At 38.3% G+C, this 24671-nt stretch carries 25 protein-coding genes and 1 pseudogene; 9 read left to right on the top strand and 17 right to left on the bottom strand.

Translation table 11 applies throughout. The features are described from left to right. Positions 1-11: 11 nt before the first annotated feature. The 5 genes from ALW18_03435 to ALW18_03415 form a co-directional block, all read right to left on the bottom strand. Positions 12-2276, bottom strand: a complete 2265-nt coding sequence (locus ALW18_03435) for a histidine kinase (GenBank protein AOE51646.1) — start codon at positions 2274-2276, stop codon at positions 12-14. 4 nt (positions 2277-2280) lie between these two features. Continuing rightward, on the bottom strand, positions 2281-2886 hold the full coding sequence (locus ALW18_03430; GenBank protein ID AOE51645.1) for a hypothetical protein: 606 nt from the start codon (positions 2884-2886) through the stop codon (positions 2281-2283). 5 nt (positions 2887-2891) lie between these two features. Beyond that, positions 2892-3326, bottom strand: a complete 435-nt coding sequence (locus tag ALW18_03425) for a hypothetical protein (GenBank protein AOE51644.1) — start codon at positions 3324-3326, stop codon at positions 2892-2894. Positions 3327-3689: 363 nt separating this feature from the next. After that, positions 3690-4136 carry a transcriptional regulator gene (locus ALW18_03420; protein AOE51643.1) on the bottom strand — a complete coding sequence of 149 codons (447 nt, stop codon included), beginning with the start codon at positions 4134-4136 and terminating at the stop codon, positions 3690-3692. Between the two features lie 24 nt (positions 4137-4160). Further along, positions 4161-4709 carry an AraC family transcriptional regulator gene (locus tag ALW18_03415; protein AOE51642.1) on the bottom strand — a complete coding sequence of 183 codons (549 nt, stop codon included), beginning with the start codon at positions 4707-4709 and terminating at the stop codon, positions 4161-4163. 218 nt (positions 4710-4927) lie between these two features. Here ALW18_03415 and ALW18_03410 point away from each other — a divergent pair, with 218 nt between their 5' ends. Continuing rightward, positions 4928-5602 (top strand): hypothetical protein, encoded by a 675-nt coding sequence (locus ALW18_03410; protein AOE51641.1) that lies wholly within the window; start codon positions 4928-4930, stop codon positions 5600-5602. Between the two features lie 60 nt (positions 5603-5662). On the opposite strand, the gene ALW18_03405 is transcribed toward ALW18_03410, so the two are convergent. The 3 genes from ALW18_03405 to ALW18_03395 all read right to left on the bottom strand — a co-directional run bounded on the left by ALW18_03405 (position 5663) and on the right by ALW18_03395 (position 7326). After that, a complete protein-coding gene (locus ALW18_03405) occupies positions 5663-6076 on the bottom strand; it encodes a hypothetical protein (GenBank protein ID AOE51640.1) in 414 nt (137 codons plus the stop codon). A 97-nt stretch (positions 6077-6173) separates the two neighbouring features. Beyond that, positions 6174-6557: a hypothetical protein gene (locus ALW18_03400; protein AOE51639.1), complete on the bottom strand. Its 384-nt coding sequence runs from the start codon at positions 6555-6557 to the stop codon at positions 6174-6176. Further along, a complete protein-coding gene (locus ALW18_03395; protein AOE51638.1) occupies positions 6535-7326 on the bottom strand; it encodes an aminotransferase class I and II in 792 nt (263 codons plus the stop codon). The genes ALW18_03400 and ALW18_03395 overlap by 23 nt, the downstream gene beginning before the upstream one ends. A gap of 337 nt (positions 7327-7663) precedes the next feature. On the opposite strand from ALW18_03395, the gene ALW18_03390 reads away from it, so the two are divergent. The 4 genes from ALW18_03390 to ALW18_03375 all read left to right on the top strand — a co-directional run bounded on the left by ALW18_03390 (position 7664) and on the right by ALW18_03375 (position 12724). Continuing rightward, a complete protein-coding gene (locus ALW18_03390; GenBank protein AOE51637.1) occupies positions 7664-9640 on the top strand; it encodes a sulfatase in 1977 nt (658 codons plus the stop codon). 165 nt (positions 9641-9805) lie between these two features. Next, positions 9806-10597 carry a PA-phosphatase gene (locus tag ALW18_03385; GenBank protein ID AOE51636.1) on the top strand — a complete coding sequence of 264 codons (792 nt, stop codon included), beginning with the start codon at positions 9806-9808 and terminating at the stop codon, positions 10595-10597. 62 nt (positions 10598-10659) lie between these two features. After that, complete coding sequence (locus ALW18_03380; GenBank protein ID AOE51635.1) at positions 10660-11331, top strand: transcriptional regulator; 672 nt, start codon at positions 10660-10662, stop codon at positions 11329-11331. Further along, positions 11318-12724, top strand: coding sequence for a hypothetical protein (locus tag ALW18_03375; GenBank protein AOE51634.1), 1407 nt, complete (start codon positions 11318-11320; stop codon positions 12722-12724). Before ALW18_03380 ends, ALW18_03375 begins: the two co-directional genes overlap by 14 nt. Here ALW18_03375 and ALW18_03370 read toward each other — a convergent pair. Continuing rightward, positions 12721-13152 carry a hypothetical protein gene (locus ALW18_03370; GenBank protein AOE51633.1) on the bottom strand — a complete coding sequence of 144 codons (432 nt, stop codon included), beginning with the start codon at positions 13150-13152 and terminating at the stop codon, positions 12721-12723. The two genes, ALW18_03375 and ALW18_03370, sit on opposite strands and share 4 nt — an antisense overlap. Positions 13153-13235: 83 nt before the next feature. After that, positions 13236-14147, bottom strand: a complete 912-nt coding sequence (locus tag ALW18_03365; GenBank protein ID AOE51632.1) for a LysR family transcriptional regulator — start codon at positions 14145-14147, stop codon at positions 13236-13238. 98 nt (positions 14148-14245) lie between these two features. Between ALW18_03365 and ALW18_03360 the strand changes: the two genes are divergently transcribed. Together ALW18_03360 and ALW18_03355 are read left to right on the top strand one after the other, a co-directional pair. Then, a complete protein-coding gene (locus ALW18_03360) occupies positions 14246-14890 on the top strand; it encodes an NADPH quinone reductase MdaB (protein ID AOE51631.1) in 645 nt (214 codons plus the stop codon). Between the two features lie 2 nt (positions 14891-14892). After that, a complete protein-coding gene (locus ALW18_03355; protein ID AOE51630.1) occupies positions 14893-15180 on the top strand; it encodes an antibiotic biosynthesis monooxygenase in 288 nt (95 codons plus the stop codon). A 44-nt stretch (positions 15181-15224) separates the two neighbouring features. On the opposite strand, the gene ALW18_03350 is transcribed toward ALW18_03355, so the two are convergent. From ALW18_03350 to ALW18_03340, 3 genes are read right to left on the bottom strand one after another with little or no spacing between them, the layout of a single operon-like run. Further along, complete coding sequence (locus ALW18_03350) at positions 15225-15500, bottom strand: hypothetical protein (GenBank protein AOE51629.1); 276 nt, start codon at positions 15498-15500, stop codon at positions 15225-15227. Positions 15501-15533: 33 nt separating this feature from the next. Then, positions 15534-16019 (bottom strand): hypothetical protein, encoded by a 486-nt coding sequence (locus ALW18_03345; protein AOE51628.1) that lies wholly within the window; start codon positions 16017-16019, stop codon positions 15534-15536. Further along, positions 16016-16213 carry a hypothetical protein gene (locus ALW18_03340; protein ID AOE51627.1) on the bottom strand — a complete coding sequence of 66 codons (198 nt, stop codon included), beginning with the start codon at positions 16211-16213 and terminating at the stop codon, positions 16016-16018. The genes ALW18_03345 and ALW18_03340 overlap by 4 nt, the downstream gene beginning before the upstream one ends. Before the next feature lie 123 nt (positions 16214-16336). On the opposite strand from ALW18_03340, the gene ALW18_03335 reads away from it, so the two are divergent. Continuing rightward, the gene (locus ALW18_03335) at positions 16337-16864 is read left to right on the top strand and encodes a glycoside hydrolase (protein ID AOE51626.1); all 528 of its coding nucleotides are present in this window, start codon (positions 16337-16339) and stop codon (positions 16862-16864) included. Between the two features lie 126 nt (positions 16865-16990). On the opposite strand, the gene ALW18_03330 is transcribed toward ALW18_03335, so the two are convergent. Next, the gene (locus tag ALW18_03330; protein AOE51625.1) at positions 16991-18568 is read right to left on the bottom strand and encodes a l,D-transpeptidase YcbB; all 1578 of its coding nucleotides are present in this window, start codon (positions 18566-18568) and stop codon (positions 16991-16993) included. A gap of 458 nt (positions 18569-19026) precedes the next feature. Between ALW18_03330 and ALW18_03325 the strand changes: the two genes are divergently transcribed. Next, positions 19027-19329 carry a thioredoxin gene (locus ALW18_03325; GenBank protein AOE51624.1) on the top strand — a complete coding sequence of 101 codons (303 nt, stop codon included), beginning with the start codon at positions 19027-19029 and terminating at the stop codon, positions 19327-19329. Between the two features lie 78 nt (positions 19330-19407). Here the strand turns inward: ALW18_03325 and ALW18_03320 are convergent, their stop codons facing one another. From ALW18_03320 to ALW18_03310, 3 genes and pseudogenes are all read right to left on the bottom strand, one after another. Continuing rightward, positions 19408-20472: an agmatine deiminase gene (locus ALW18_03320; protein AOE51623.1), complete on the bottom strand. Its 1065-nt coding sequence runs from the start codon at positions 20470-20472 to the stop codon at positions 19408-19410. An 82-nt stretch (positions 20473-20554) separates the two neighbouring features. Next, entirely contained in the window at positions 20555-21430 is an 876-nt protein-coding gene (locus tag ALW18_03315; GenBank protein ID AOE51622.1) for an acyltransferase, read from the bottom strand. Between the two features lie 204 nt (positions 21431-21634). After that, positions 21635-24079: pseudogene (locus tag ALW18_03310) on the bottom strand (hypothetical protein). Between the last annotated feature and the right edge of the window lie 592 nt (positions 24080-24671).

Below are 24671 nucleotides of genomic sequence, written 5' to 3'. Positions count from 1 at the left end.
TTTACTGTAAATTAAAGAACAGGGAAATAAACACTTATTGTAGTTCCTTTTCCTAATTCACTTACGGCTGTAATGTAACCTTTATGGTTTTGCATTATCTTTTTGCACAAAGCCAATCCTACACCCGAACCTTTATATTCTGATGAAGCATGCAGTTTTGTAAAGATGTTGAATATTTGTTCAGAGAACTGAGATTCAAAACCAATGCCGTTATCTTCTATATGTATAACATTATAAAAATCGCTGTCAATGCCGTTGTATGTCATCGGTACAGGGCTTGCATAAATTTTTATGAAAGGGTTTCTGTCAACAGCTGCATATTTTATTGAATTTGCTATCAGGTTGGCAAACAATTGCTTCAGCAGGAACGATATCCCTTTTACATTTGGCAATTGTTCCGATTGTATAATAGTTGATTTCTCGTTAATAGTCTCCGACATTTCATCGCGGAGTTCGTCGATAATATCATTAAGGTTTACAGTGTTAAAAGCATCATCCGTATGTTTAAGGCGGGTATATTTTAATATATCTAACAGGAGTGTTTGCATTCTGCTTGCAGAAAGGTTCATTCGCTGTATAGCGTCCTGAACGCCCTCAGATATTTCTTTGTCCTTACTTAATATTCTAGACGATATCACCTGAATTTTTCTAAGCGGCTCCTGAAGATCGTGCGTGCTTATCCAGTTGATATTCTCCAATTCGGAGTTGGTTTCTTTAAGCAATTCACTCAATTTTCGGTATTTTTCTTCTTCCTGCGTAATTATAAGCAGATTTATCTGGCGCTGAAGGCTGTTGGCATAGGTTGCTGCTGTAGCTATTTCGGGCCTTAGCCAAGGTTTGCTGGTGCAGCTTACAATTTCTTTCCAAAGCTTAAACGAATTCCTTGGGTAAAGTCCGTTTTTATCTTTAACAATGGCTTTGTTAGGATCGCCTCCCCAGTTAACTTCGGTTTTTGTTTCGGGCCTAAACCACATGATACAGTTGTTGCTGTCAATATCAAGAGAATGGTATATTAGCCCAGATGTCTGTCCGCATACTTCTGCTTTATTGGGCAGGTAGTCAATTAATTTATCGGTGCTAAAACTAGTATTGTTTGTGTAGGTAGCAAGCCAGTTAGCGATATCCTGCACTTCGTCATTATCGGGTGTAAGTCCGTTTCTGTAAATAGTACCGTTAAAAAGCACTGCAACGCCTGCGGCATTACATAACTCTAAAATGCCGGGTGCTTTTACAAGTTCGTTAAGCGTACCATCGGCTTTGCCTGTAAGGCTAAAAGTATTTATTTTTTCGAGATCGCTATTTGTTTTTCGCGCCACTTCATATTCTTCAGTCGCCTGTCTCAGGTCAATCTGAGAGGTTATAAAATGCCCTTGGAGCTGCGCTGCAAGCCTAATCTCGGGTGATAAATTTTTAGTAGAATAATGGTGACATGCAATAAGGCCCCATAATTTCTTTTTATAGATAAGCGATATAGTAAGTGTTGCACCAACCCCCATATTATGCAGGTATTGCACATGGATAGGTGAGGTGCTTCTTAATATTGAAAGACTTAGGTCAAGATTTTTTTCGGTACTGTCATCCACAGTGTAAATAGGTACCGGAGTATAATCAATGTCGGTAATCAGCCTCAGGAGGTTTTTCATGTAGAGTTCCCTTGCCTGCGGCGGAATATCGGTATGCGGATAATGAAGCCCTAAGAAAGGCTCTAAATCATCGCGAACGGCCTCTGCAAATACTTCACCATTATAATCTTTATCAAAACGATACACCATAACCCTGTCGTACCCCGTAATTTCGCGGGTGCCATTGGCTACAAGCTGGCAGAGTTCTTTAAGAGTGTGGGTATCATGCATATAAAGAAGGAACTGCGACGTTTGGTCGTAAACGTCGCTTACCTTCCTGTTGTTATTACTTACCGGTTCTGCTTCCAGTATATAAGTAGCATTGCTATTGTGAACGGTACATAGAAAATCTTTTCCCTCAAGTGTAAGCTTTAAAAGCGAAGACGAAAGCATTTGCTCATCGGCAATATATTTTTGTAGTGAGGCTAAAACATCATTACCAAAAATATCCTGCAATTTTTTGCCTAAAAGCAATGTGTGGCTGATGCCAATGTATTCCTCGCTGTTAGCGCTGCAAAAATCTATTACAAAAGAGTTTTCTTTAAGTCCGAGCAAAAAACCATGCGGCTGAATGCTACCTGGAATATGTATGGGTTCCTGCTCGCAGTTAGTAAGGTTAACTATGTCACGGTTTACAATATCTTTTATCTGCATAAAATTATTTAGGGGAGTTTTCTATAAAATAATTACTTATAGCATTGTAGCAATAATCTGCTCCGGCTATAATTTCATCAGCATTGCCGCTAACTGCTTCATATTTGGTCAACATCTCAATAAATGTTTTCCAGTGGCTGCCTGTTGTACCTCCGTAACCAGCAAAGTATGATGCGCCACTTTCTACATCATAACCCAAAGCAGTATTAATGTTTTTGAAGATAACCCTTCCACCAAGGTTAGATCCTTCAAGTACATAAAAAATACCCAATGCAAAAGCAGGTGTCAGGTTTGTAATGCCTGCACTAAGCGGTTTTGCGTCAGTAGTTTTTTTAGTATGGCCTAATGCTTTAAAATCATTGTCTAACAAGTGATTCCTTTGTCTATCGGTACTGTCGGTAATAATAGCTGCTGTTAACGGGAATATGTTTGTTTCAGCATCGTTAATAACATCCTTCATAAGGTCAAGGTACAAAATATACTCTTCTTTGGTTACCTCTGGGTTTATTATCGATTTTGATATCGGTAAATCTTCAAGGCCAACGTGAGATTGAGCAGTTTTGTTACGAAGATTTTCTAAAAATGACGGGGTTGAAATTGTGTCGTTCATTGTAATTAATGATTGTAAATAAAATTATTCTCTGTGGGTACAAAGCTCCCCCAGTTAATAGCAAGAGTATGCTCTATAGATCTTTTTAGCTGGTCAAATACGTTCGATTTCTGAACATAATAATTGGCACCCAGTTCCCTGCTTTTATTTATGGTATTTACATCTCCGGATGTGGAGAACATGACGATAGGTAAATTTTCAGGATTTCTTGATTCCCTGATTTTTTTTAATACTTCGAGCCCGTTAAGCCCGGGCATATTAATGTCAAGAAACAAAAGATGTGGGTGAGGAGGAGGATTGTTCAGGGCATGTAATAACTGGTCTCCGTTGTTTTGAGTTACTAACGAGTAGCCGCTGCCAAAACTATTAATTATTTCCCTGAAGAATTCTATATCATCCTGGTCGTCATCGGTGTAAAAAATTGTGAATTCATGGTTCATCTACCAGGTGAATTTTAGATTAGCGATGTTGCTTAACAAATATACTTATTTTAAAAGTTCATGATTTAATTTTTACAAAAAAATTAGAGAAAACATATGTTAATTAATCCCGTATGAATACAGGATATTTGCCTATTTATAAATTTTAACACACATTAGTTCTAAATCATAACAGATAGCGTAAAATAGTATAACCCTTTAGGAATATGCTGATGTATTTTTGCTCTGTTAGTCATTAGTAGAATAACAAATGGTACTTGTTAAGTTCGTTTTACGGCCGTAAATCGGGAAAAAAGTCCAACAAAATAAAAAAGGTATCTTGCTGGGGGGCAGATACCTTTTTTTATTTATATAGTTTAGATCTTACAGACTAAGGATAAAACTATCTTTGTTTAATCCGTCTGTAATATACTGCCAGTTGATGTGTACCACATCACTAAGTATTTTTTTAAGCATATTAAAATCATTCGGTTTTTTAATATATACGTTGGCACCAGATACAAATGTATCTTCAATATCCTGTTCTGATGAAGAGGTAGAATAGATAGCTACCGAAATTCTTTTAAGACGTTCGTTGGCTCTTATCTCTTTAAGGCATTCTATACCCGATTTACGTGGCATGTTAAGGTCAAGGAAAATAATATCTGGTAACGGATTTGCATCGTTGTACAGATGTTCCATTAGCTGTTCGCCATCGTTAAACGCCGAGATATCGTAGTTAATTTTTACTTCTTCAAATGCTTCCTTAAAAAAAAGGCGATCATCTTCATCGTCATCGGCAAGCATTATGTGCAGTGTTGTAGGTCGCATCAATGTTATTAACTTAATTTATGGTTATGCATAGCGTTTTTGTTTCATAATCTTCTGAAACGCTGTGGGGGTTACACCCGTAATATTCTTAAATTGCTGGGACAGGTAGGCTACACTACTATAATTCATCATAAACGAAATCTCTGTAAGAGACAGGTTTTCTGTTAACAGTAATTGTTTTACCCTTTCAATCTTATGCAAAATGATGAAATTTTCAATCGAAATAAATGTTACTTCAGAGAATACCTGCGATAATGTACGGTAACTCTCACCCAGCTTTTCACTAAGATACGAAGAAATTTTTAACGACTGTACACCTTTATCGGCGTAAAGCATCTCAATAATTGCATTTTTTATCTTTTGTACCAGTATGCTTTTTTGGTTATCTACAATTTCGATACCAAATTCTTTTAAGGAGTTAATGAGAGCATTGTAGGTTTCCATTGGAATGTTTTCCCTGAACTTAACGTATCCGGGTTCTGTAACCTTGCAATCTATCTTAAACTTATCCAGTTGTTGCTGCAACAGGACTTTACACATCATGTCAATATTGTATTTTATGTAAAGTTCCATGTATAGTGCTCGCTTAAAAGTGAGTAAAAATAAAGCAATTTTTTTAACATTTTACATAGTGTGTATAAAATTATAAAACCTATGTATTTAATTGTAATAATATGTTTACACATATTTGCCAAAACATACAAATTGTACTAAATATCTAATTGTTTATTAAAGGGTTATGCTTCTAAAAAAAAGATTAGTTAATTTTAAATAAAGAAAACCTTATAACGATGCTTTTTAACCAAAATCCGCCCGATGGAGGTATGTTGTATGCTGAAACAAACCTACAGCACCTTTTTCCCGAACCGCTCAATACCATTACTTCCTGTTTTTTCCTTGCTATAGCAATCTACTGGACCATAAAATTATGGGGAAAATTTAAACAACATACGTTTTTATCTGTCGCTGTGGTTTTACTTTATATAGGAGGAATTGGCGGAACTATATATCATGGCCTCAGGCAATGGCGCTTTTTTATAATGATGGACTGGCTGCCGATTATGTTACTTTGTGTTGCAGCGGGTGTTTACTTCTTAGGTAAAGTTACCAAGTGGTATTATGCTGTGGCTTTTATAGTGCTATATATGTGCTTTCAGTTTTTTGGCAGGGCACAAATGGCAGAGCACGGAAATATGCAATTGTTTATCAATATAAATTACGGAGTAATGGCAGGTATGGTGCTGTTTCCTGTATTGGCTTATCTTGTAAGCACTCAGTTTAAACATGGCAAATGGGTAGGTTTTGCACTTCTTGCATTTATTGCGGCATTAACTTTCAGGGTGACCGATGGCTGGCAACTAACAGAATGGGGTACTCATTTTCTTTGGCACACCTTTGGTGCAGTTGCTGCGTTTTGCATGTTTCAGTACATCTATCTAATTAATAAAAACAATTTAGAGACTTAATTTAAGATTACAGAAAAACAAAACCCACCTAAAGCGGGTTTGTATAATATATTATTGTCTTTATTGTTGTGGCATTGCGCTCATGTCCATAAAGAAGAATTCCCACTGGTGTCCGTCAAGGTCTTCAAAGTTACGGCCGTACATCCACCCATGATCTTCGGCTTCTTTGTACTGTTTACCGCCTGCTGCAATTGCTTTTTCGGTAATGTCATCTACTTCCTGTCTGCTTCCTAAAGAAAATGCGTTTATAACTTCGGTACTTGTTTTAGCATCTGCTAAAGGTTTCTTTGTAAAAGTACTAAAGTATTTTTCTGTTAGCAGCATGGCAAAAATGTTCTCGCCAATAATCATGCATGTAGCGTTTTCATCGGTAAAATCAGGATTGAATGTAAAGCCCAGTTTTGTAAAGAACTCAACGGTCCTGTTAAGGTCTTTCACCGGCAGGTTTACAAAAATTTGTTTAATGGCTGTCATTGTCTGGTTTTTTAATGTTATACTACAAAGTTATTTAACGAATGCAATAACACTGCTGTGCAGATACGACAACTAACAGGGTATTTCAGGACAAATATTACATTACATAGTCTTCAAATAGCTTTTGTGCCCTGTCTTCCAGGTTATCGCATAAACCGGGGTGTGGCCTTGATGTTTGGATTACAGAACTTCTAACAGCTGTTAACCACCTGAAACGCTCCGGAACTTCCATGCGCGAAATAGGGCCGCCATCTTTAGCGCCTTGTCCGATCTTCTGAAACGATTCAAGGTTAAGGCGTATCTGATCTACATCAAGCTCAGGCGATAGCATGGTTAATTTGGCTTCATCTATAGTAAACAAAACCCTTATAAACCGCTGCCTTTTACAGAATACAACTATACCTGCATTAACAAACTCTTCGCGTTCTACCCTTGGCACCACGCGAATAACGGCATACTCATATAAGTGCTTTTCTTGCATCGGTAGCTTGTTTTACAAATATTGCAGAATTCTCTAAACGGGTCTTTAAGAAGCTTACATACACCTCTTTGATGGCTGATGGCGATTTTTCAAGTTCTTCCCAATGAAGCCATTCGTCGGGTATAAGGTTTACTATGCCGCGTATTTTTTCTTCCGTTAAAATAGCTTTGTATTCGGTATCAGTTTCTTCTAAAAGTGATGCCTGTGGCAGCAGTACGTGATCTTTTATCAACCCAAACGGACTCTTAGCGTGCCCGATAGGATCGTCAAAAGAATGATGGAAGTAAAGACTTGCACCATGGTCTATAAGCCACAATTCCTTATGCCATATCAGCATATTAGTGTTACGGAATGTCCTGTCTACATTGGTAATGTAAGCGTCCAGCCAGACAATCTGCGATGCCATTTTAGCATCTACAGCCGTAACTACAGGATCGAAGTTTATAGCACCCGAAAGGTAGTGCAGCGCAAGGTTAAGTCCTTGTGAGCCTTGCAGTAAGTCCTGAATTTCCTCGTCAGCCTCTGTTCGTCCAAAAGCTTCGTCAAGGTTGGCAAAAACCAGTTCAGGAACCGGGAGGTCCAGAGCCCTGGCAATTTCACCGCCTATAAGTTCGGCTATAAGGGCTTTTGTGCCATGACCGGCGCCCTTAAATTTCAATACATATTTATATTCATCGTCAGCTTCGGCGAGAGCAGGCAGGGAGCCGCCTTCCCGAAGAGGGGTAAGATAGCGCGTAACGTTAACCGTACGCAAATGTGGTTTATCCATATATTACGGGCTGTTTCAGCTTTATTGAAGTGTAAATATACCGATTTTTACCCACTAAAACAGCAATTTAATATTGCACTTTCTGCTCTCAAAACGCGATTTTGCTGCATAAAATTAGAGGTAGTCAGAGTGTTGAAAATTAGTGGATTAAAAAACAATATTGCACTTTGCGGTTTTGAGTGAATTTGTATAAAAGTGCATTATCATATTTATAGCTGTCAACCATAGATTTTACATTTCAATTTTATTTTTCCATTCTTAAGATTCGCTTAAGACTGATCTTGTTATTCAATTTTAATTTTTGATGGGCGTTATTTTGTAACACAAAGTTACGATCATGAACAAAAGAGACTTAATAAAATTAAAAATTCATCCTTCAAAGAGGCTAAGTTTATTACTTACGTTTTTAAAATTATACATACTGCTATCCTTGTTGTTGAGAGTGGTATTTTTCTTTTGGCAGGCTACAGATGTATCTTGGAATCCGATCAATTTTACACGAACACTTATTACAGGTCTGTTCTTCGATATGGGTACATCCAGTTTTATAGTTTTTCCGGCATTACTTTACATTGCCATGGTTCCAAATCGATTTATAGGTTCATGGTTGGATAAAGTGCTTACCCTATTTTTCTTTGCATTGACACTTTTCATATTGATGTTCACTTTTCTTGCTGAAATTACTTTTTGGGAAGAGTTTAGAACACGTTTTAACTTTATTGCTGTAGATTATCTTATTTATACCCACGAGGTTATAGGTAATATACGGGAGTCTTATCCGTTGCCATTGTTGGTAGGCGTAGTGTTACTTACAACGGCGTTAATTGTGTTTTTGTTATTTAAAAAACAGGTTTTTAAACATACATTTTCAAATGGTATATCACTCGGGCAAAGGGCTGCAGCGTTAGGATTGGGACTTGCAGTTATGTTCTTTTTTATTGGTTTTGTTAAGAATACCGATGCCGAGTGGTCTGCTAATCGTTATAACAATGAGATATCCAAATCGGGAATTTATTCCTTCTTTGCCGAATTTCGTAACAACCGTATGGATTACACTGATTTTTATACCACTGTAAATAATAAAGATGCGTTTGATGTTGCTCGTAAAAATTTGAGCGAAACGAATAGTCATTTTGAAAACAACACCCTTTCCATTAAAAGAAAAGTTGACGAAACAGGAAATGTGTTGAAGCCTAATGTGGTATTTATCCTGATGGAAAGTATGAGTGCCGCGTTTATGACTGAGTTTGGTAACAATAAAAACATAACACCATATATGGATAACCTTGCGCAGAACAGTATATTATTCTCTAATCTTTATGCTACAGGTACACGTACTGTCCGTGGTATGGAGGCGGTTACACTCTGCATTCCGCCAACACCCGGACAAAGTATTGTTAAGCGTCCGGACAATCACAATCTATTTACAATATCAACTGTATTTAAAAACAGGGGGTATGATAATAGTTTCTTTTATGGCGGAGACGGTTACTTTGATAATATGAATAGCTATTTTGGAGGCAACGGATTTACAATTTACGACCGGGGCAGGGGGAGTGTGCTTAATGACGATATCAAAGCTGCCCGAAATAATATTGAGGACAATGAGGTAACTTTTGAAAATGCCTGGGGCGTTTGCGATGAAGATATATATAATAAAATGCTTTCGGTTGCCGATACCTATTACACAGAAGGCAAACCATTCTTTAATTTCGTAATGACGACTTCTAATCACAGGCCGTATAGCTATCCCGATAATAAAATAGATATACCTTCGGGTACAGGTAGGGATGGTGCAGTTAAATATGCCGACTTCGCCCTTGGAAAGATGCTTGAACAGGCGCGTGCAAAACCATGGTTTAAAAATACTGTTTTTGTTATTGTTGCCGACCATTGTGCCAGCAGTGCAGGTAAAGATGAAATTGATGTCGCCAACTACCATATTCCCGCGATGATTTACAATTTGCCCGATAGCATTAATCAGAAAATACAAAAGCAATGTTCGCAAATTGATATTTTCCCAACACTATTCTCGCTTATAAATTGGGATTATACCTCTAATTTTTATGGTAAAGATGTACTTCAGTCCGATTTTACAGAGAGAGCTTTAATGGGTACTTACCGAAAGCTGACTCTTATGAAAAAGAATAAAGTTATGATACTTTCAGATCAGAAGAAACAGAATTTTTACACATATTCTGTTTCAACCAATAGCCTAAAACCTCAGAAAATAGAAAATGAATTTCTTAAAGAGGCCATCTCCTGGTATCAGACCGCCGATTATTTATTTAGTCATAAACTTTTAAAAGAGTAACATAACTATTGAAATGCTGGAATTAATGTTGAGGCATGTTTATATAAATGCCTCAAGTCTGTAATCCCACCTCTTAATTATAACAATAAATATAATAGTATGAATTAAAAATTACGCTATGCGTGCTGTGAGGGCATGCTATCACCCCCTATACTATATTATATTATGAAGGCGAAATTTTTATTACTAACGATGCTATGTACAATGTTGCTTAACGCACAGGTTAAAACAGATTCAATAGCAAAAGATTTATTAGGGTCAATAGCTGACACTTTACATAAAACAAACAATCACCATTTTGGTTTTAAGCAGCTAATCATCCCATCTGTACTTATTGGGTATGGCGTGGTAGGGTTAGAGAGCCATACCCTTATCGGATTAAACAGGCAAATGCGCGAAGAAGTTAAGGAGGATATAGATGAGCAAACATCTATTGATGACTTTTCGCAATATGCACCAATGGTATCCGTATATGCCTTAAATGCCATGGGAATACAGGGCAAGCATAATTTTAAAGACCGTACGGTTATAATGGCAACGTCATATCTTATAATGAGCAGTACAGTACTTAGCCTTAAATCTATCTGCAAAGTTGATCGGCCGGATGGTAGTTCCAAGAATTCATTTCCTTCGGGTCATACCGCTACAGCATTTGCCGGTGCCGAATTTTTATGGCAGGAATATAAAGATAAGTCGGTTTGGTATGGTATAGCGGGTTATGCAGTTGCCACAGGTACGGGTTTGTTCAGGATATACAATAACAGGCACTGGATTACCGATGTGGCTGCCGGCGCAGGTATAGGTATATTAAGTACCAAGATAGCTTATTGGCTTCAGCCACATATTAGTAAAGTTCTTTTTGGTAAAAAAAGTACAGAAAACCTAAAATATAAAACTGCAATAGCGCCTTTTTATAACGGAAACCAGTTTGGATGTTCGGTAGTTGTACAGTTTTGAAAAATTTGAGTGGCAACCGATAAAACTTAAGTAAATTATATAACTTTAATAAAAATTAGGCGATGGATATACTTGTTGTCGAGGATGAAATAGGCATTTCAAATTTTATTAAACAGGGGCTTGAAGAAGAAGGTTATAGCGTTACGGTAGAATCCGGAGGCGATAATGCCTTGGTTGCTGCGCTTAAAATCCATTTTGACATTATTCTTCTTGACTGGATGCTGCCAAAAGTTTCCGGGCTGGAAATTTGCAAAACAATACGCAAGTCTAATAAAACAACGCCTATAATTTTTCTTACTGCTAAAGATACCGTTCAGGAAACTATTGTTGGTCTTCAGGCTGGTGCAAACGACTATATAAAAAAGCCTTTTAGTTTTGAAGAATTACTGGAACGTATTAAGGTTCAGTTACGTAACGTTACCGAAGAAAAACCGCAATATACCTTAGGGCCTATTACTTTAAGAACCGATACTTATAAGGTTTTTTATAATAACGATGAGGTTATACTAACACAAAAAGAATTTGCTCTTTTAGAATTTTTGCTAAAAAATAAAGGCACAGTTTGTACACGCACCGAAATTATTAAACAAGTTTGGAATATTCATTTTAATTATGATACAGGTGTAATTGATGTTTTTATAAATGGTATTCGTAAGAAACTAGGGCTTACAAAAGATGAAAATTATATTAAAGCCATACGTGGTGTAGGATATATAGCGAATGAAATCGATTAAAAAGTCATCATCAATAAAAAACAGGATAGCCCTGTATAACCTTTTAAGCAGTGCTTTACTGATACTTATTGTATTTGTCTTTATTTACAGAATAGTATCGTACTCTGTAAATAAAGACATTAATGACGATTTGCAGATAGAAGTTAATCTACATACTTCTTTTGTTGAAAATCAAACGGAATTTAAAGGACTTGTAGACAAAGCCGAATGGGATGAAAGTGAGCATAAAGAGATAATAATCAATCCTGTATTTGTACAGGTATTTGATACAGATGGAAAGACTGTTGAAAAATCACCTAATCTCAAAGGAGAAAATTTAGTTTTGTATACCGACAAGCGTTCTGAGAACTATTACGATACTACAGTTGCTGGGATTGCCGTAAGGCAGTTGCAGGCACGTTTATTTTTTAAGGGATCGTTAAAAGGGTATGTGATAATAGGCATGTCTGTAGAACAACCACATATGGTACTCGATAATTTACTATGGGTATTATTGGTTGCCTACCCGTTAGTTTTGATGATATTATCTTTCATTACAATGGTAATTGCAGGGAGTAGCATTAAACCTACGCTCGATATTATAACTACAACACGTAATATAACCGACAATAATTTTGATGAACGTATTGCTCTTCCAAAAAAGAAAGATGAATTATATATACTATCCTCCGCTATAAATGCACTTTTAGAAAGGGTAGAGAGTGCTATTACCAGGGAAAAACAATTTACTTCTGATGCATCACACGAATTGCGCACACCTCTTGCCGCAATAAAAGGCACATTGGAAGTACTTATTCGTAAACCGCGTACCGTCGAAGAATACAACGAAAAAATAGCGTACTGCATAAGTGAAGTGAACCGTCTTGCCAATATGGTAGATCAATTATTACTTCTTGCCAGATATGAACATCAAAAAATGGCGTCAATCCCTCAAAAGATAAATTTAGATGAAGTGATATTGCAGAGTCTTGAACGGTATTCGCCAAAAATAGAGGCTAAAAACCTGACTATTGATTTTGATGTTGCCGAACATTTTGAGATAGTATCAGATAGCGGAATGACTGCACTTATTATTGAAAATCTACTATCTAATGCCGTAAAATATTCTCATAATAATGGATTGCTTACCATTTTACTTTCTTCTACCAGTGACATAACAACTTGTATAATTGTTGATAACGGTATCGGTATCGCTAAAGCTAACTTAGATAAGATTTACGGTCAGTTTTACCGCTCAGAGGCATTAGAACATAGCAATGTAAAAGGTACCGGATTAGGATTGTCTATTGTAAAGCGTTTGTGTGACATACTTAATGTCAATATTGATATTCAGAGTATTAAAGGTACAGGCACCACAGTAACTCTTCGTTTTTTTCAAAATACTAATCGCTAGATCGATTCGGCAACAATTTTTAATTCGGCTAGTACGCCATTCCAGTTAGTAATCATCTGCTGTTTTTCTTCATCGGTGGCTATATTATCCTGGGTAATTGTAAGCAGGGTTTTGTCGCCGCCTTCTTCAAGGGTGTAGGTAACCAGGTTATAATTTTCGGGCTCATCTTCTTTACCGCCCATAGAGCTCCAATACGTAGACGCGAAGACCTTATTTGGCTCAAAAGTTTTAATAACGCCTTTGTCATAGTATTCATTTCCTTCATATTCACCTTTGTAGTCAATTGGGCTACCTTCTTTCCAATCTGATGTTACTTTGGTACCATAAAGATATTTGGCAATATGTTCAGGTGTTGTTAGTGCTTTCCATACCTTTTCGGCAGGAGCGTCAATGGTTACAGATGTTTCTGCTATGTAAGTACCTTTCATAATTGGTTAGTTTAATGTTTACTACATAAAAATAGCAAACTAATCCGTGTGCATCAGTTAAGAACAGGTTAAGATACATAGTATTAAACCACCCCGGCAAGTACCGTTTCTCCTTTAAAGATGTTTTTAATAACATTTATCTCGTCGGCATATAAAGTTTTCTTGCGGGTGGCAAAATGCAGTGTGTTCGTAAGCTTTGGCTCGCCCTCCCATATCAGCTGAATCTGTCCGCTTTCAATTTCGCGTCGGCATAAAAAGTCGGGTATCACGGCAAGCCCAATACCACTGCTAAGACAACGAACAATTGAGTTAAGGTTGGGTACAATATAGTTAGGCCTGAAATCGGGATATTTATTAAAGTTAAGTTGCCAAAAGCGGCGCAAATGTTCCATATCTCCGGTGGTGCCATACCACTTTTGTTGTTTCAGCCAGTCTTCGAGAGCGTTACGATCGTTAAGGGCTGCTACAATATTTAATGCATCTTTATCAATATCGTTGCCGCCAACAAGTACAATGGTTTCTTTACTAAAGGCTTCATAGTCCACATCTTTGCTTACAGCCATCTGTGGTGTAATTATCAGGTCAAGAATTCCTTTTTCAAGGTTTTCTACCATCTCAGGATATTCTCCAAACTGAATAATAACATTAAATGGCAATGTGGCAATATAAGGTTCCAAAGTGATCTGAAAGGTCTCAAAACACATACCTACACTAATGGTTGGCGTATGTTTTTCAGTACTTCGCTGAAAGTGTTTCTCAGCTTCTTCCAGCTTAACCATTGCATCTATTATAAAGTTATACAGGGCTTTACCACGTTCGGTAGGAGCCATGCGCCGGTCTTTACGGTCAAACAGTTTGTATCCGGTATAACTTTCCAGCGAACTTAAATGCAGGCTGACCCCGGGTTGCGAAATAAACAACTCCTGAGCGGCTCCTGTTAAGGTTCCGGTTTTATATACGGCCTTAAATGTGCGATACCATTCTAAATTTACCATGCTAACTATTATAATTATGATGCAAAGTTATAAATTATCTTATTTTTATAATAGTATATCCTGCCGTAAATTTGTATCATAAAATATAAGATACAATTATGACAAAGATATTCATCATCAATGGCGGTCAGGATTTTGGCCATTCCGGAGGAAAATTCAACGATACGGTCGCAGCACAAACCCTTGATTTCTTTACTAATAATGAAGATTTTGAAGTGAAGATAACTACTACCAGTAATGGCTACGATCCGGTTGAAGAGGTTGCTAAATACGTCTGGGCGGATGTGGTTATTTACCATACGCCAATCTGGTGGTTTCAATTACCGCACAACTTTAAGAAATATATAGATGTGGTGTTTACTGAAGGCCATACCAAAGGAATTTACAACAGCGACGGACGTTCGTCCGCTAATCCTGCCATTAACTACGGAACAGGCGGAACAATGCACGGACGTAAATATATGCTTACCACTTCATGGAATGCGCCAAAAGAAGCCTTTACGCTTCCGGGAGAGTTTTTTAATGAACGTAGTGTTGACGACGGGCCATTGTTTGGTTTCCACCGCATGAATGCCTTTACCGGTATGGAACCGCTTCCGTCAATGCATTTTCATGATATAGAGAAAAATGCCGATGTGCCGCGCGACCTTCAATTGTACAACGAGCATTTAACTACTCTGTTTCTTTCAGCGAAAGCGACCAATAGTGGACTTGCTGCTAAAAACACTGAAATTTTTCAATAATTATGAGTGTTAATGTAACTGCAATAATAAAAAGCCTGCCCGGTAAATCGGAAGAAATGAAAGCTGTGCTTTTAGAGCTTGTAGCAGGATCAACTCAGGAAGCAGCCTGCATTCAATATGATTTGCATCAGGCCGCCGATGAACCAAATGTGTTTATTTTTCATGAAATATGGCAGGATGTAGAAAAGCTGCAACAACATAACATTACGGCGCATGTACTTAAATTTAAGGAAGATGCCGCACTTTTACTTGCAGAGACGCCTGCAATTTATATAACCGATAGGATTTAAAGGAATTAAAGGGGGCGCTATAATTTTTATAGCGCCCCTTTAATTTATTGCACACTCTTAAAGAAAGCGGGGGCGTTGCCATATATGGCGGTTTTACCATCCCATTTTTCTATAAACTGTTGTTGTATCAGTAATGCATTAAGCGACTGTTTTCTAAGTTCGTTGGCTTTTGCTTCAGACTCTGCCAAAACAATAAGTTTTCTTGCTTCTGCCTGGGCAATTTTAAGTTCGTTTTCTACACGCATTGCCTGTTGAACAGCAGCATTTTTATCATTAATGGCCTGAGTAATAGCTTCAGGATATTGTATGCCGCTTGTCATTTGCTCTAAAAGGAAACCTTCGGTATCTAATAGCTAACCCATATTAGTTTGTATGGAATGTTCGAACTTCTCCCTGTTGCTTATAATGCTATCTGTTGTGTATTTATTAAATTCAATACGAAAGGCATCCTTAATGTAGTTAAACAGGGTTGTTTCTTTAATTTCTGCAATATCTTTCCTGTATTTTTTAAAGATTACAGGGCTATATCCGTCTTTTACTTTAAATGAAAGTGTAGGGTCTACAGTAAAGACAGATCCGTCCTTTGCATTTACTGTAAAAGCAGAATAGTTTATAGTTTGTACATAGGTAGGGAATTCATATACATCTTCGGTAAAAGGATTGTACCATACACGCCCCGTAACCAGGCTCAAATCCTGAACTCCTTTATCACATCCATATAGTTTCACAAGTATACCTTCATAACCGGCATCAATACGTTCGTTACAAGAGTTAAATAATAAAAGAATAAAAATAAAGGCGAATAGTCCGCTAACGGCATAGATAATTTTAGATCTCATTTAAGATAGTTTTTTAATAGGTAAGAAAATAATTTAACACAGGCTAAAAAGGAGGCACATAATAAGATAATTCCTCCAATAACAGATACATCTGATGGTGCAGAAAGCAGATGGAAAGCCTGCGTAAATACCCATGACAGCAGTGCAAAAGCCAGAATTGCAATGCTTAAGGTTAAAATTTTTCCGTTCTTCATTTCTTTTGTTTTAACAAAATTTTCACTTTGTCCAACATATAAAGTTTTACAGATATTTACAAGACCTTGCCGATAATGGCGTAGTTTTTGGTTACTTTGCAGTCTTTGTAAAAAGCTAAGCCTATGAAATTATACAAAATACCATTGCTTTTAACCCTTGCTGCGACCTTTGTTTTTTGCCGTGCCGAAAACAAAAAGCCACTGCCGGAAAACAAATCAGAGATTACCGATACTAAAGCCACTGCCGAAAAAGCGAAGCGTGATGAGGTACTTACATTTGCTAAAAAGTATATGGGTACCAAATACTGTTATGCAGGGGGTGACCCTAAAAAAGGTTTTGACTGCTCCGGTTTTGTAAACTTTGTCTATAAACATTTTAATATAGAATTGCCAAGAAGCTCATCGGGGTTTACCAAACTTGGAAAAGCCTTAAAACCGGAAGATTTTAAAGTAGGGGATGTTCTGGTGTTTTACGGCTATCGTGATAGCAAATCGGTTGGGCATGTGGGTATAGTTGCTGAGGCTAAAGGAATGAAATCGAAATTTATTCATGCTTCTTCAGGTAAAGAAATGGCAGTTACGATTAGCGAATTAGGATCTGATATGTATACCAGGAGATTTTATAAATGTATAGATCCTTTTGAATTATAGTTGGATTTGGATGGAAGTCTCATATTATATAAAAAAACAGGTTATCCATTTCGGAATAACCTGTTTTTTTATGTGTAATCAATATTATAGTTATAAGTAAGATAATTCGGCCCTGAAACTCTTCTACTATTTAGCCGCATATAATAAGCCTGCAAGCCTTTCGTCACGTTTATAAATATCTTCATAGAAAGAAACATTTCCGTTTTCATCGGCCCATGCTGTAAAGTAAGCAATGTATACAGGAATCTTTTTCTTAAGGCTGTAAGTGCTTTCTTTTCCGGCATTCATGGCTTTATCAACTTTAGCTTCTGTCCAGTTGCCATCTTCTTTTGTAATCATGATGGCAAGGTCACGTGCTTTTTCCACACGTACGCAACCATGACTAAATGCCCTGTCATCTTTATTGAATAAACTCTTAGCGGGTGTATCGTGAAGATAGATGTTGTTTGAGTTAGGGAACATGAATTTTACTTTTCCTAAAGAGTTTTGTCCTCCCGGTTTCTGGCGTACACGTTTGCCATCTACCCACTCCATGTTATGTTTAGAAAGATAATTAGGGTCTTTTGCAATACCCGGTTTAATCTCTTTATTTAATATACTGGTCGGTATATTCCAGTACGGTGCAAAATTAAGGTAACTCATCTGCCCGCTGAAAACAACTGTCTTATTCAGTTCTTTACCAACCACAACTTTAGAGGTGAAAGCAGGTTTGCCTTTTTTATAATATACCAATCGGTATGAAGGTATGTTAACTGCTATAACTTCCGGTGCCTGATCCATTTTAGGCGATATCCATCGGCAACGCTCCATATTAACAGTAATGGCTTTAATAAGGTCGCCTATAGACATATTAAGTTCCTTTACCATAGCCGGGCCTATCTTACCGTCAAATTCACGGTTGTGTTTCTGCTCATAGGCTTTCAGGCCTTCGGCAAGTTCACTATCGTAAACCGATTTTCCAGAATCACTTTTAAGATAACCCTCAAGAGCTAATCTTTTTCGTATCTGAACCACAGCCGCAGCAGAATCACCTTCTTTAAGTGATTTTACACCTTCACCAAGGGCAATAGTTCCCCATGCGCCTTTTTTCTCAATTTCGCGGTATTTCTGTAATCCTTTGCGAAGGTTATAGTATTGACTGAACATTTCAGATTTGTCCTGCTTAATAAGCTTAGGGTCCTGCATTAACGTGTCCAGATACGCTACATAGTCAACCCTTTCACGTGGCAGATACCATCCTGTTTGCTGGCTTTTACTTTTATCAAGGCCTTCAAGTACATTTTTGGTGTAATAAAAGTATAATGAGCTTATAAGCAATTCACTTTCGGTATCCGGCTTACTTTTAGGGCTATCAAAAATGTCGTTCAGTTGTTCTTTGTACGGAATCTTTAATTCAAGCCCTTCATTATCCATCTGGTTTACCCTGTTATGCAATACATCGGCAAACTCAATAAGCCCACCTCTATCGTGCCATATAAAATGGTTGTGCTTAGAATACAATTTTCTTACATCTTTTTCAAACTCTTTAAACTCTGCATGTTTAGTAAAGAATGAAGCGATCTGCGTAGTGTCCAAAGGTATACTTGCATCATCATGGTCGTGCACTTCGGTATTGGCATTAACCTCTCCGTCTTTCTTCTTGCAGGAAACCGTTGTTAGCAGGCATCCCAACACTATGGCTAATACTAAATTTATTCTTTTCATGTTGTTTTATGTTTTTAATAAAAGTAAGAAATATTTTGTTAGAACGATAACGAATATAGCAACAGACAGGTAGTTTAACTAACAATTGTGATTATCCCTTAACAGATTACAAATACGCGATCGAAACTGACAATTGTCATAGTTTACGGGCTATAGAGCTGTAATTTTACCTTTGTCATTAAAGGAATATATCATGAAAATAGAACAAATGTATACCGGCTGCCTATCGCATGCGGCTTATTATATAGAGAGCAACGGCGAGGCCACAATTGTAGATCCGCTTCGTTAAGTAACCCTTCATTTGGATCGGTAGCAAGTGATAGAAACGCTGTTCCAAAAACCGATCATACGTGTACCACTACTTTATTATAACTAAAAATTAACGCGGTGCGGCTCTGTTGGTTTATAATGGCGGAGCTTTTTTCGTAAATTTGGTATAAACCTAAAATACTATAACTATGGATAGTTTCAATGCCATTATAAATAGCCCCGAACCTGTATTAGTGGACTTTTTCGCTACCTGGTGTGGGCCATGCCAAATGCTGGCACCTATACTAAAAGAAGTGAAAGATACCCTTGGTGACCGTATAAAGATCATCAAAGTAGATGTAGATAAAAATCAGGCATTAATGTCGAGCCCGCAGTTTCAGGTGAAGGGAGTACCTACTTTGATGCTTTTCCAAAACGGAAAAATGCTTTGGAGGCATAGTGGTGTTGTACCGAAAGAGGAATTGATACGTACTATAAATAGTTTTCAGTAATAAGTTTACAGTGTCCAGTAATTAATTGGTTCTTATATAATAATTGTAACGATTGATTACTGAACACTGCTTACTGTATTAAACCGGTTCCTGCTGGCTAAGGCAGTGGAAACTACCTAATCCCCAGATAAGGTCCGTAGAGTCTATGCCGATAACCTCGCGGTCTTTAAAGCAGGATTGAATTATATCTAAAGCTTTAATATCGTTTACACTATCCTGAAAGGTAGGCACGATAATACTTTTGTTCGCTATATAAAAGTTAGCATATGATGCAGGAAGCCTTTGGTCTTCATAAATTACAGCCTTTGGCATTGGCAGCTCAATTACATTAAGCTGTTTGCCGTCTTCAAGACGCATCGTATGAAGGCTTTTCAGGTTCTCCTTAAGCAGTTCGTAGTTCTCGTCATTCTTGTCGTGTTCCACCACGGTAACCACAGTATCTTCGTTTACAAAACGGGTAATATCATCAATATGTCCATCAGTATCATCGCCAACAATACCATCTCCTAACCAAAGAATATGCTCTACACCGTAGTACTCGGTAAGGTATTCTTCAATTTGCTTTTGGCTAAGATGCGGGTTACGGTTTTTATTAAGCAGGCATGCAGTAGTAGTCATTAACGTGCCTCTGCCGTTAAACTCAACAGATCCACCTTCCATTACAATACCGGGATGAAAGACTTTAAGTCCTAAAGCCTCCCCAATACGAGTCGGAATAACATCATCAAGGTCATACGGAGGATATTTATCGCCCCACGCATTATAGCCCCAATCCACAATAGCTTTTTCGCCTGTTTGTTTGTTTACTAAGAATGCGGGACCGTGATCACGGCACCATGCATCGTTAGTAGGGTGCAGGTAAAAACTGATTTCATTTAGCCTTGCTCCCGGAACAGAAGACGCAAATTTCTCAATTTCCGTTAGTGCAAACTGCTGCATTGCAGTATCGGCTACGTTAATGCAAACCTTTTGGTGACGCGATACCTGAAGTATAAACTCACAGTAAGGCTTGTATATAGTATGCAGTTTACCCGGCCATGAAGCCTCTTTGTGAGGCCATGAAAGCCAAAGTGCACGCTGTTCTGCAAATTCAGCCGGAAAATGGAATCCAAGCTGTTTGGGTGTTGGTGTATCGAAAGTCATTATTTATAAGTATAGAAACCGTATTAAAACTATTCAGGAGCCAGTCAACCCGAAACCCGAAACTCAAAAACCCGAAAATAGTTTACTCCTCGTCCAGGTAGCGTTTTGTTATCGGCTGGTAGCTGTCAATTCTTCTGTCGCGAAGAAAAGGCCAATGCGTACGGTAATGATCGGTTTTCTTAGTATCAATTTCTACAACAGTAGTCTCTTCGTTGTAGTGAGAACCTAAGTATAGTAGTTTACCCTGCGGGTTCGCTACGAAGCTACCGCCCCAGAATTTCATAGCACCGTCCTGCTCAAAGCCCACACGGTTAACGCTCACTACGTGAACACCATTGGCAACGGCATGCGAACGCTGAATAATTTGCCATGCGTCATATTGTTCTTTGTTAGTTTCTTCATCCTGGTCTGTAGCCCAGCCAATAGCAGTAGGGTAGAACATGATTTCTGCACCCATAAGCGCCGTTATACGGCTCGCTTCTGGATACCACTGATCCCAGCAGATAAGAATACCAATTTTGGCAAAACGTGTCTGGAATGTTTTATAGCCCAGGTCGCCCGGGGTAAAATAGAATTTTTCGTAAAATGCCGGATCATCCGGAATGTGCATTTTGCGGTATTTACCAAGGTAAGTACCATCAGCGTCAATAACCGCAGTAGTGTTATGGTAAAGGCCTTCGGCGCGTTTTTCAAACAGCGAAGCAATAATTACCACTTCAAGTTCTTTTGCAACTTCGGTAAGTGCAGCGGTAGACGGGCCGGGAATGGCTTCAGCTAACTGAAAGTTATCATAATCTTCAACATCGCAAAAATACAGCGAGGTAAACAGCTCCTGAAGGCAAATAATTTGTGCTCCATCGGCAGCAGCTTTCCGAATTTCCCTAATGGCTTTGTCAACGTTAGGCTGCCTGTCTTTTACGCAGCTCATCTGTACTAATCCTACTTTTACTTTACTCATGGCTTTACATAAAAATTGAGGGGCAAATTTACGCAAAAAGTTTTATTTTTTCAGGGATACCGCTGTTAGCCTTTTCTTAAATGTAAAATTCCTTTGGGCGTGCCGCTCCATTGCATTACGCGCCGGGCTATCCGCTATATCCTTCCGTTGCACTACAGGGATGCCGCTACTATCCCTCACGCAGATTTGCCCGGATATAACGAATTATTGTTCAGACTCTTCGTCGAAGTTTTGTTTTGCAGGAAGTATAACCACAAATGTAGCACCTTCGTCTTTAGAACCTTTTGCCTCTATCGTTCCGTGGTGGTTAAGCACAATTTTTTTACAAATAGATAGTCCAATTCCAGTTCCGGAATATTCCGATTTACCATGAAGCCTCTGGAAAATGTTGAAAATCTTATCTGCATATTCCTGGTTAAAACCTATCCCATTATCACTGAATGTAATCCTGTAATAATCCCTGCCTTTTGTAAAGCCATTAATTTTTATAGCTTCTTCCTCAGGCAAAAACTCAGCAGTTACACTTACAATGGGGGCTACATTCGGGCGTCTGTATTTCAATGAGTTCGATATCAGGTTGCCAAACAACTGCGACATCTGTCTCGGAATCCCTTCTACAACAGGCAACTTATTGTAATTTACAACAGCGTCAGACTGCTCTATAATAAGTTCGAAATCGGTAATGGTTTCGGCAGCAATTTTGTTAAGGTCTACAGGCTCTATTAAGTTATTATCTTTAGATAATTGCGAGTAGGCTAGTATATCACTGATAAGGGCCGCCATTCTTTCCGCAGAAGTGGATATTTTATCCAAAAACATTTTTGGCCTTTCGTCGATGCCGCTAAGGCTATCTGCAAGCATCTTTGCAAAAATGCTGATTTTTCGTGTAGGCTCCTGTAAATCGTGAGAAGCAATGTATGCAAACTGTTGAAGCTCTTCGTTATTTTGTTCCAATGCATTAATAGCATCGGCGAGCTCTATATTGGCTTCCTGCAATTCTTCGGTACGCTGTTCCACCTGATACTCAAGTTCCTGTTGTAATCGTCTCTCTTTTGTTATATCACGTGCGTTTCCGGTTAAGAATTCAGGATTTCCCGCACTGTCATACGTTACCTCTGCCTGAGAATGAATAATACGTATCTGACCTGTACGTCTATTGATTATAGGGTGCTCCTTATCATATTTACCCGATGAATTTTTACTAATAGCAATGGCTATAGCATCATCTATTTGTTCAACATAATCTCCCGGCAGGGTATCATAAGCTTTTTCGACAGACGTAGTATAATCTCCGGTAAAGCCTAGCCAGTCAAGAAAACGCTGTGAAAATGTAAAAGTATTTTCTTTTATGTTATAACGCCATGTAGCCAGTTCTGCCAGTTCAATAGCTCTTTGAAGAGCACTACCAATATCTTCTGCCCTTTGGCGGGCCTCTATCGCTTCAGTAACATCAATAGCGATGTCTAATATGGCGTATACCTCATTGTTCTCATCGAAGAGAGGGGTATATGTAATATTGTAGTAATTATATGTGGTTACACCATTCTGAACGATAATAACCTGATCACCGTAACTTTGGTACATTTTTCCGGTGGTAAATACATCATCAAGTATTTTAAGGAAAGGCTGTCCATGCTCTATAAGTTCGGGCATAGCTTCGCGAAGTGGTTTTCCTACAATATCCCATCCTTTACCCACTATATCTATGAATGTCTGGTTAGGCATATCAACTATCAGTTCCCTGCCTACAAACAGCCCGATACCTGCCGGAGCTGTAGCAATAATAGATCGTAGCTTAGCTTCGCTTTGTTCAACCTGCGCCCTGGATTGTACCTGCTGTGTAACATCGTTAGCTGCTACAAGCACACCCGTAACATTCTTATTACCATCATACATGGGTTGATAGGTAAGGTCTACATATATAGTCTCAAGACGATTATTTCTTTTTAAGTTTACGGATATTTCTTTTGCTGTAAATGGTACTCCCGTAGCAATAACTTCATCAAGCAATTTATCAAATCCCTGGCCATCAAGTTCAGGTAAAATCTCCATTAAAGGTTTACCAATAAGTGAATCCCTGTCCCTGCCCACAAGTTCCCCATAAAAAGGATTAGCCATTGTAAACACAAGGTTTTCTTTTGCTAAAATAGCGATACCAACGGGAGATTGCTCGAATGAATCCAATATCTGTTTTTGGCTTTCGGCAACACGTTGCTGTGCAAGAACACGTTCGGTAACATCTATTGCCATATCCATTACGCCGTATACTTCTCCCTTGGTGTCAAATAACGGCTGATAAGTAAAGTCAAAATAGTAAGTGCCTAAAACGCCACCTACCTCTAAAAGTACAGGTGTTGAGGTGTCACTATGTGCTATACCGGTAGTATATACTTTGTCAAGTATATCAAGAAAAGGTTGTCCAACTAGTTCAGGTACACCAACACTTAGCGGTTTGCCCATTACCGATTTATCTTTACCCCAATAGCCTATCATAATATCGTTAGCAACTTCAACCAGCATTTCCTTCCCTGCAAACAGGCATGTTGCAACCGGAGCCTGCTCTATCATAGAACGGAAACGTTCTTCGCTTTGCATTAACGCCTTGCGGCTCTCAATAATTTCATTTATATCCAGTACGTAGCCTGAATATCCCGCAAAACTGCCGTCTTCATTATAGTACGGATCGCCTGCAACGCGGCACCATACTACTTTGTCTATATTTTGCTGCCTGAATATAGTGTCATAATGAACTCTTTCAGAAACAGCCTTTTTTAGTTCTACAAGTAAACGTTCCCTGTCTTCTTCAACAATTGAATTTGCCCAGCCACTTTGCATGAATTCCTGCTGTGAAAGTCCTGTCCATTCAGAAAATATCCTGTTTACATAAATTATCTCTCCGTTTTCATCCGAAAGCCAAAGCCCCACAGGTGAGGTATCAGTTACATTGCGAAACATTGCATCACCTTCGCGTTTTAACGTTTCGGCAGTCTCTAGTGCCGCTCTCTGATCTTCCAGTATGGTTATATCCCTGACTGTACCCGAAAAAACGATTGGTTTTCCTGTTTCATCAAGGGTATTTGTACCCATAACGTGAACACGGTGTACAGACCCATCATCCCATATCATACGGGGTGAGTAATAAAATTCATTGGTTTTTGCACCTTCAATCAGTGCGGCATCCCTGTCGGCAACGTCGTCAGGATGTATGTGTTTAGCAAAGCTTTTCCTGGAGATCTCTGTT

Origin of the sequence: Flavobacterium psychrophilum (assembly GCA_001708385.1) — a bacterium.
Lineage (GTDB): Bacteria > Bacteroidota > Bacteroidia > Flavobacteriales > Flavobacteriaceae > Flavobacterium > Flavobacterium psychrophilum_A.
Note: the sequence above shows the minus strand (reverse complement) of the source record. Positions and strands in the feature narration are given on the sequence as shown.

Coding starts and splice junctions, on each gene's coding strand:
- ALW18_03395 (AOE51638.1), bottom strand. CDS start 7,326: ATGGATAAACCACATTTGCGTACGGTTAACGTTACGCGCTATCTTACC.
- ALW18_03335 (AOE51626.1), top strand. CDS start 16,337: ATGAAATTATACAAAATACCATTGCTTTTAACCCTTGCTGCGACCTTT.
- ALW18_03340 (AOE51627.1), bottom strand. CDS start 16,213: ATGAAGAACGGAAAAATTTTAACCTTAAGCATTGCAATTCTGGCTTTT.
- ALW18_03410 (AOE51641.1), top strand. CDS start 4,928: ATGCTTTTTAACCAAAATCCGCCCGATGGAGGTATGTTGTATGCTGAA.
- ALW18_03375 (AOE51634.1), top strand. CDS start 11,318: ATGAAATCGATTAAAAAGTCATCATCAATAAAAAACAGGATAGCCCTG.
- ALW18_03345 (AOE51628.1), bottom strand. CDS start 16,019: ATGAGATCTAAAATTATCTATGCCGTTAGCGGACTATTCGCCTTTATT.
- ALW18_03365 (AOE51632.1), bottom strand. CDS start 14,147: ATGGTAAATTTAGAATGGTATCGCACATTTAAGGCCGTATATAAAACC.
- ALW18_03380 (AOE51635.1), top strand. CDS start 10,660: ATGGATATACTTGTTGTCGAGGATGAAATAGGCATTTCAAATTTTATT.
- ALW18_03355 (AOE51630.1), top strand. CDS start 14,893: ATGAGTGTTAATGTAACTGCAATAATAAAAAGCCTGCCCGGTAAATCG.
- ALW18_03385 (AOE51636.1), top strand. CDS start 9,806: ATGAAGGCGAAATTTTTATTACTAACGATGCTATGTACAATGTTGCTT.
- ALW18_03430 (AOE51645.1), bottom strand. CDS start 2,886: ATGAACGACACAATTTCAACCCCGTCATTTTTAGAAAATCTTCGTAAC.
- ALW18_03425 (AOE51644.1), bottom strand. CDS start 3,326: ATGAACCATGAATTCACAATTTTTTACACCGATGACGACCAGGATGAT.
- ALW18_03400 (AOE51639.1), bottom strand. CDS start 6,557: ATGCAAGAAAAGCACTTATATGAGTATGCCGTTATTCGCGTGGTGCCA.
- ALW18_03320 (AOE51623.1), bottom strand. CDS start 20,472: ATGACTTTCGATACACCAACACCCAAACAGCTTGGATTCCATTTTCCG.
- ALW18_03350 (AOE51629.1), bottom strand. CDS start 15,500: ATGACAAGCGGCATACAATATCCTGAAGCTATTACTCAGGCCATTAAT.
- ALW18_03315 (AOE51622.1), bottom strand. CDS start 21,430: ATGAGTAAAGTAAAAGTAGGATTAGTACAGATGAGCTGCGTAAAAGAC.
- ALW18_03330 (AOE51625.1), bottom strand. CDS start 18,568: ATGAAAAGAATAAATTTAGTATTAGCCATAGTGTTGGGATGCCTGCTA.
- ALW18_03405 (AOE51640.1), bottom strand. CDS start 6,076: ATGACAGCCATTAAACAAATTTTTGTAAACCTGCCGGTGAAAGACCTT.
- ALW18_03370 (AOE51633.1), bottom strand. CDS start 13,152: ATGAAAGGTACTTACATAGCAGAAACATCTGTAACCATTGACGCTCCT.
- ALW18_03420 (AOE51643.1), bottom strand. CDS start 4,136: ATGCGACCTACAACACTGCACATAATGCTTGCCGATGACGATGAAGAT.
- ALW18_03360 (AOE51631.1), top strand. CDS start 14,246: ATGACAAAGATATTCATCATCAATGGCGGTCAGGATTTTGGCCATTCC.
- ALW18_03435 (AOE51646.1), bottom strand. CDS start 2,276: ATGCAGATAAAAGATATTGTAAACCGTGACATAGTTAACCTTACTAAC.
- ALW18_03415 (AOE51642.1), bottom strand. CDS start 4,709: ATGGAACTTTACATAAAATACAATATTGACATGATGTGTAAAGTCCTG.
- ALW18_03390 (AOE51637.1), top strand. CDS start 7,664: ATGAACAAAAGAGACTTAATAAAATTAAAAATTCATCCTTCAAAGAGG.
- ALW18_03325 (AOE51624.1), top strand. CDS start 19,027: ATGGATAGTTTCAATGCCATTATAAATAGCCCCGAACCTGTATTAGTG.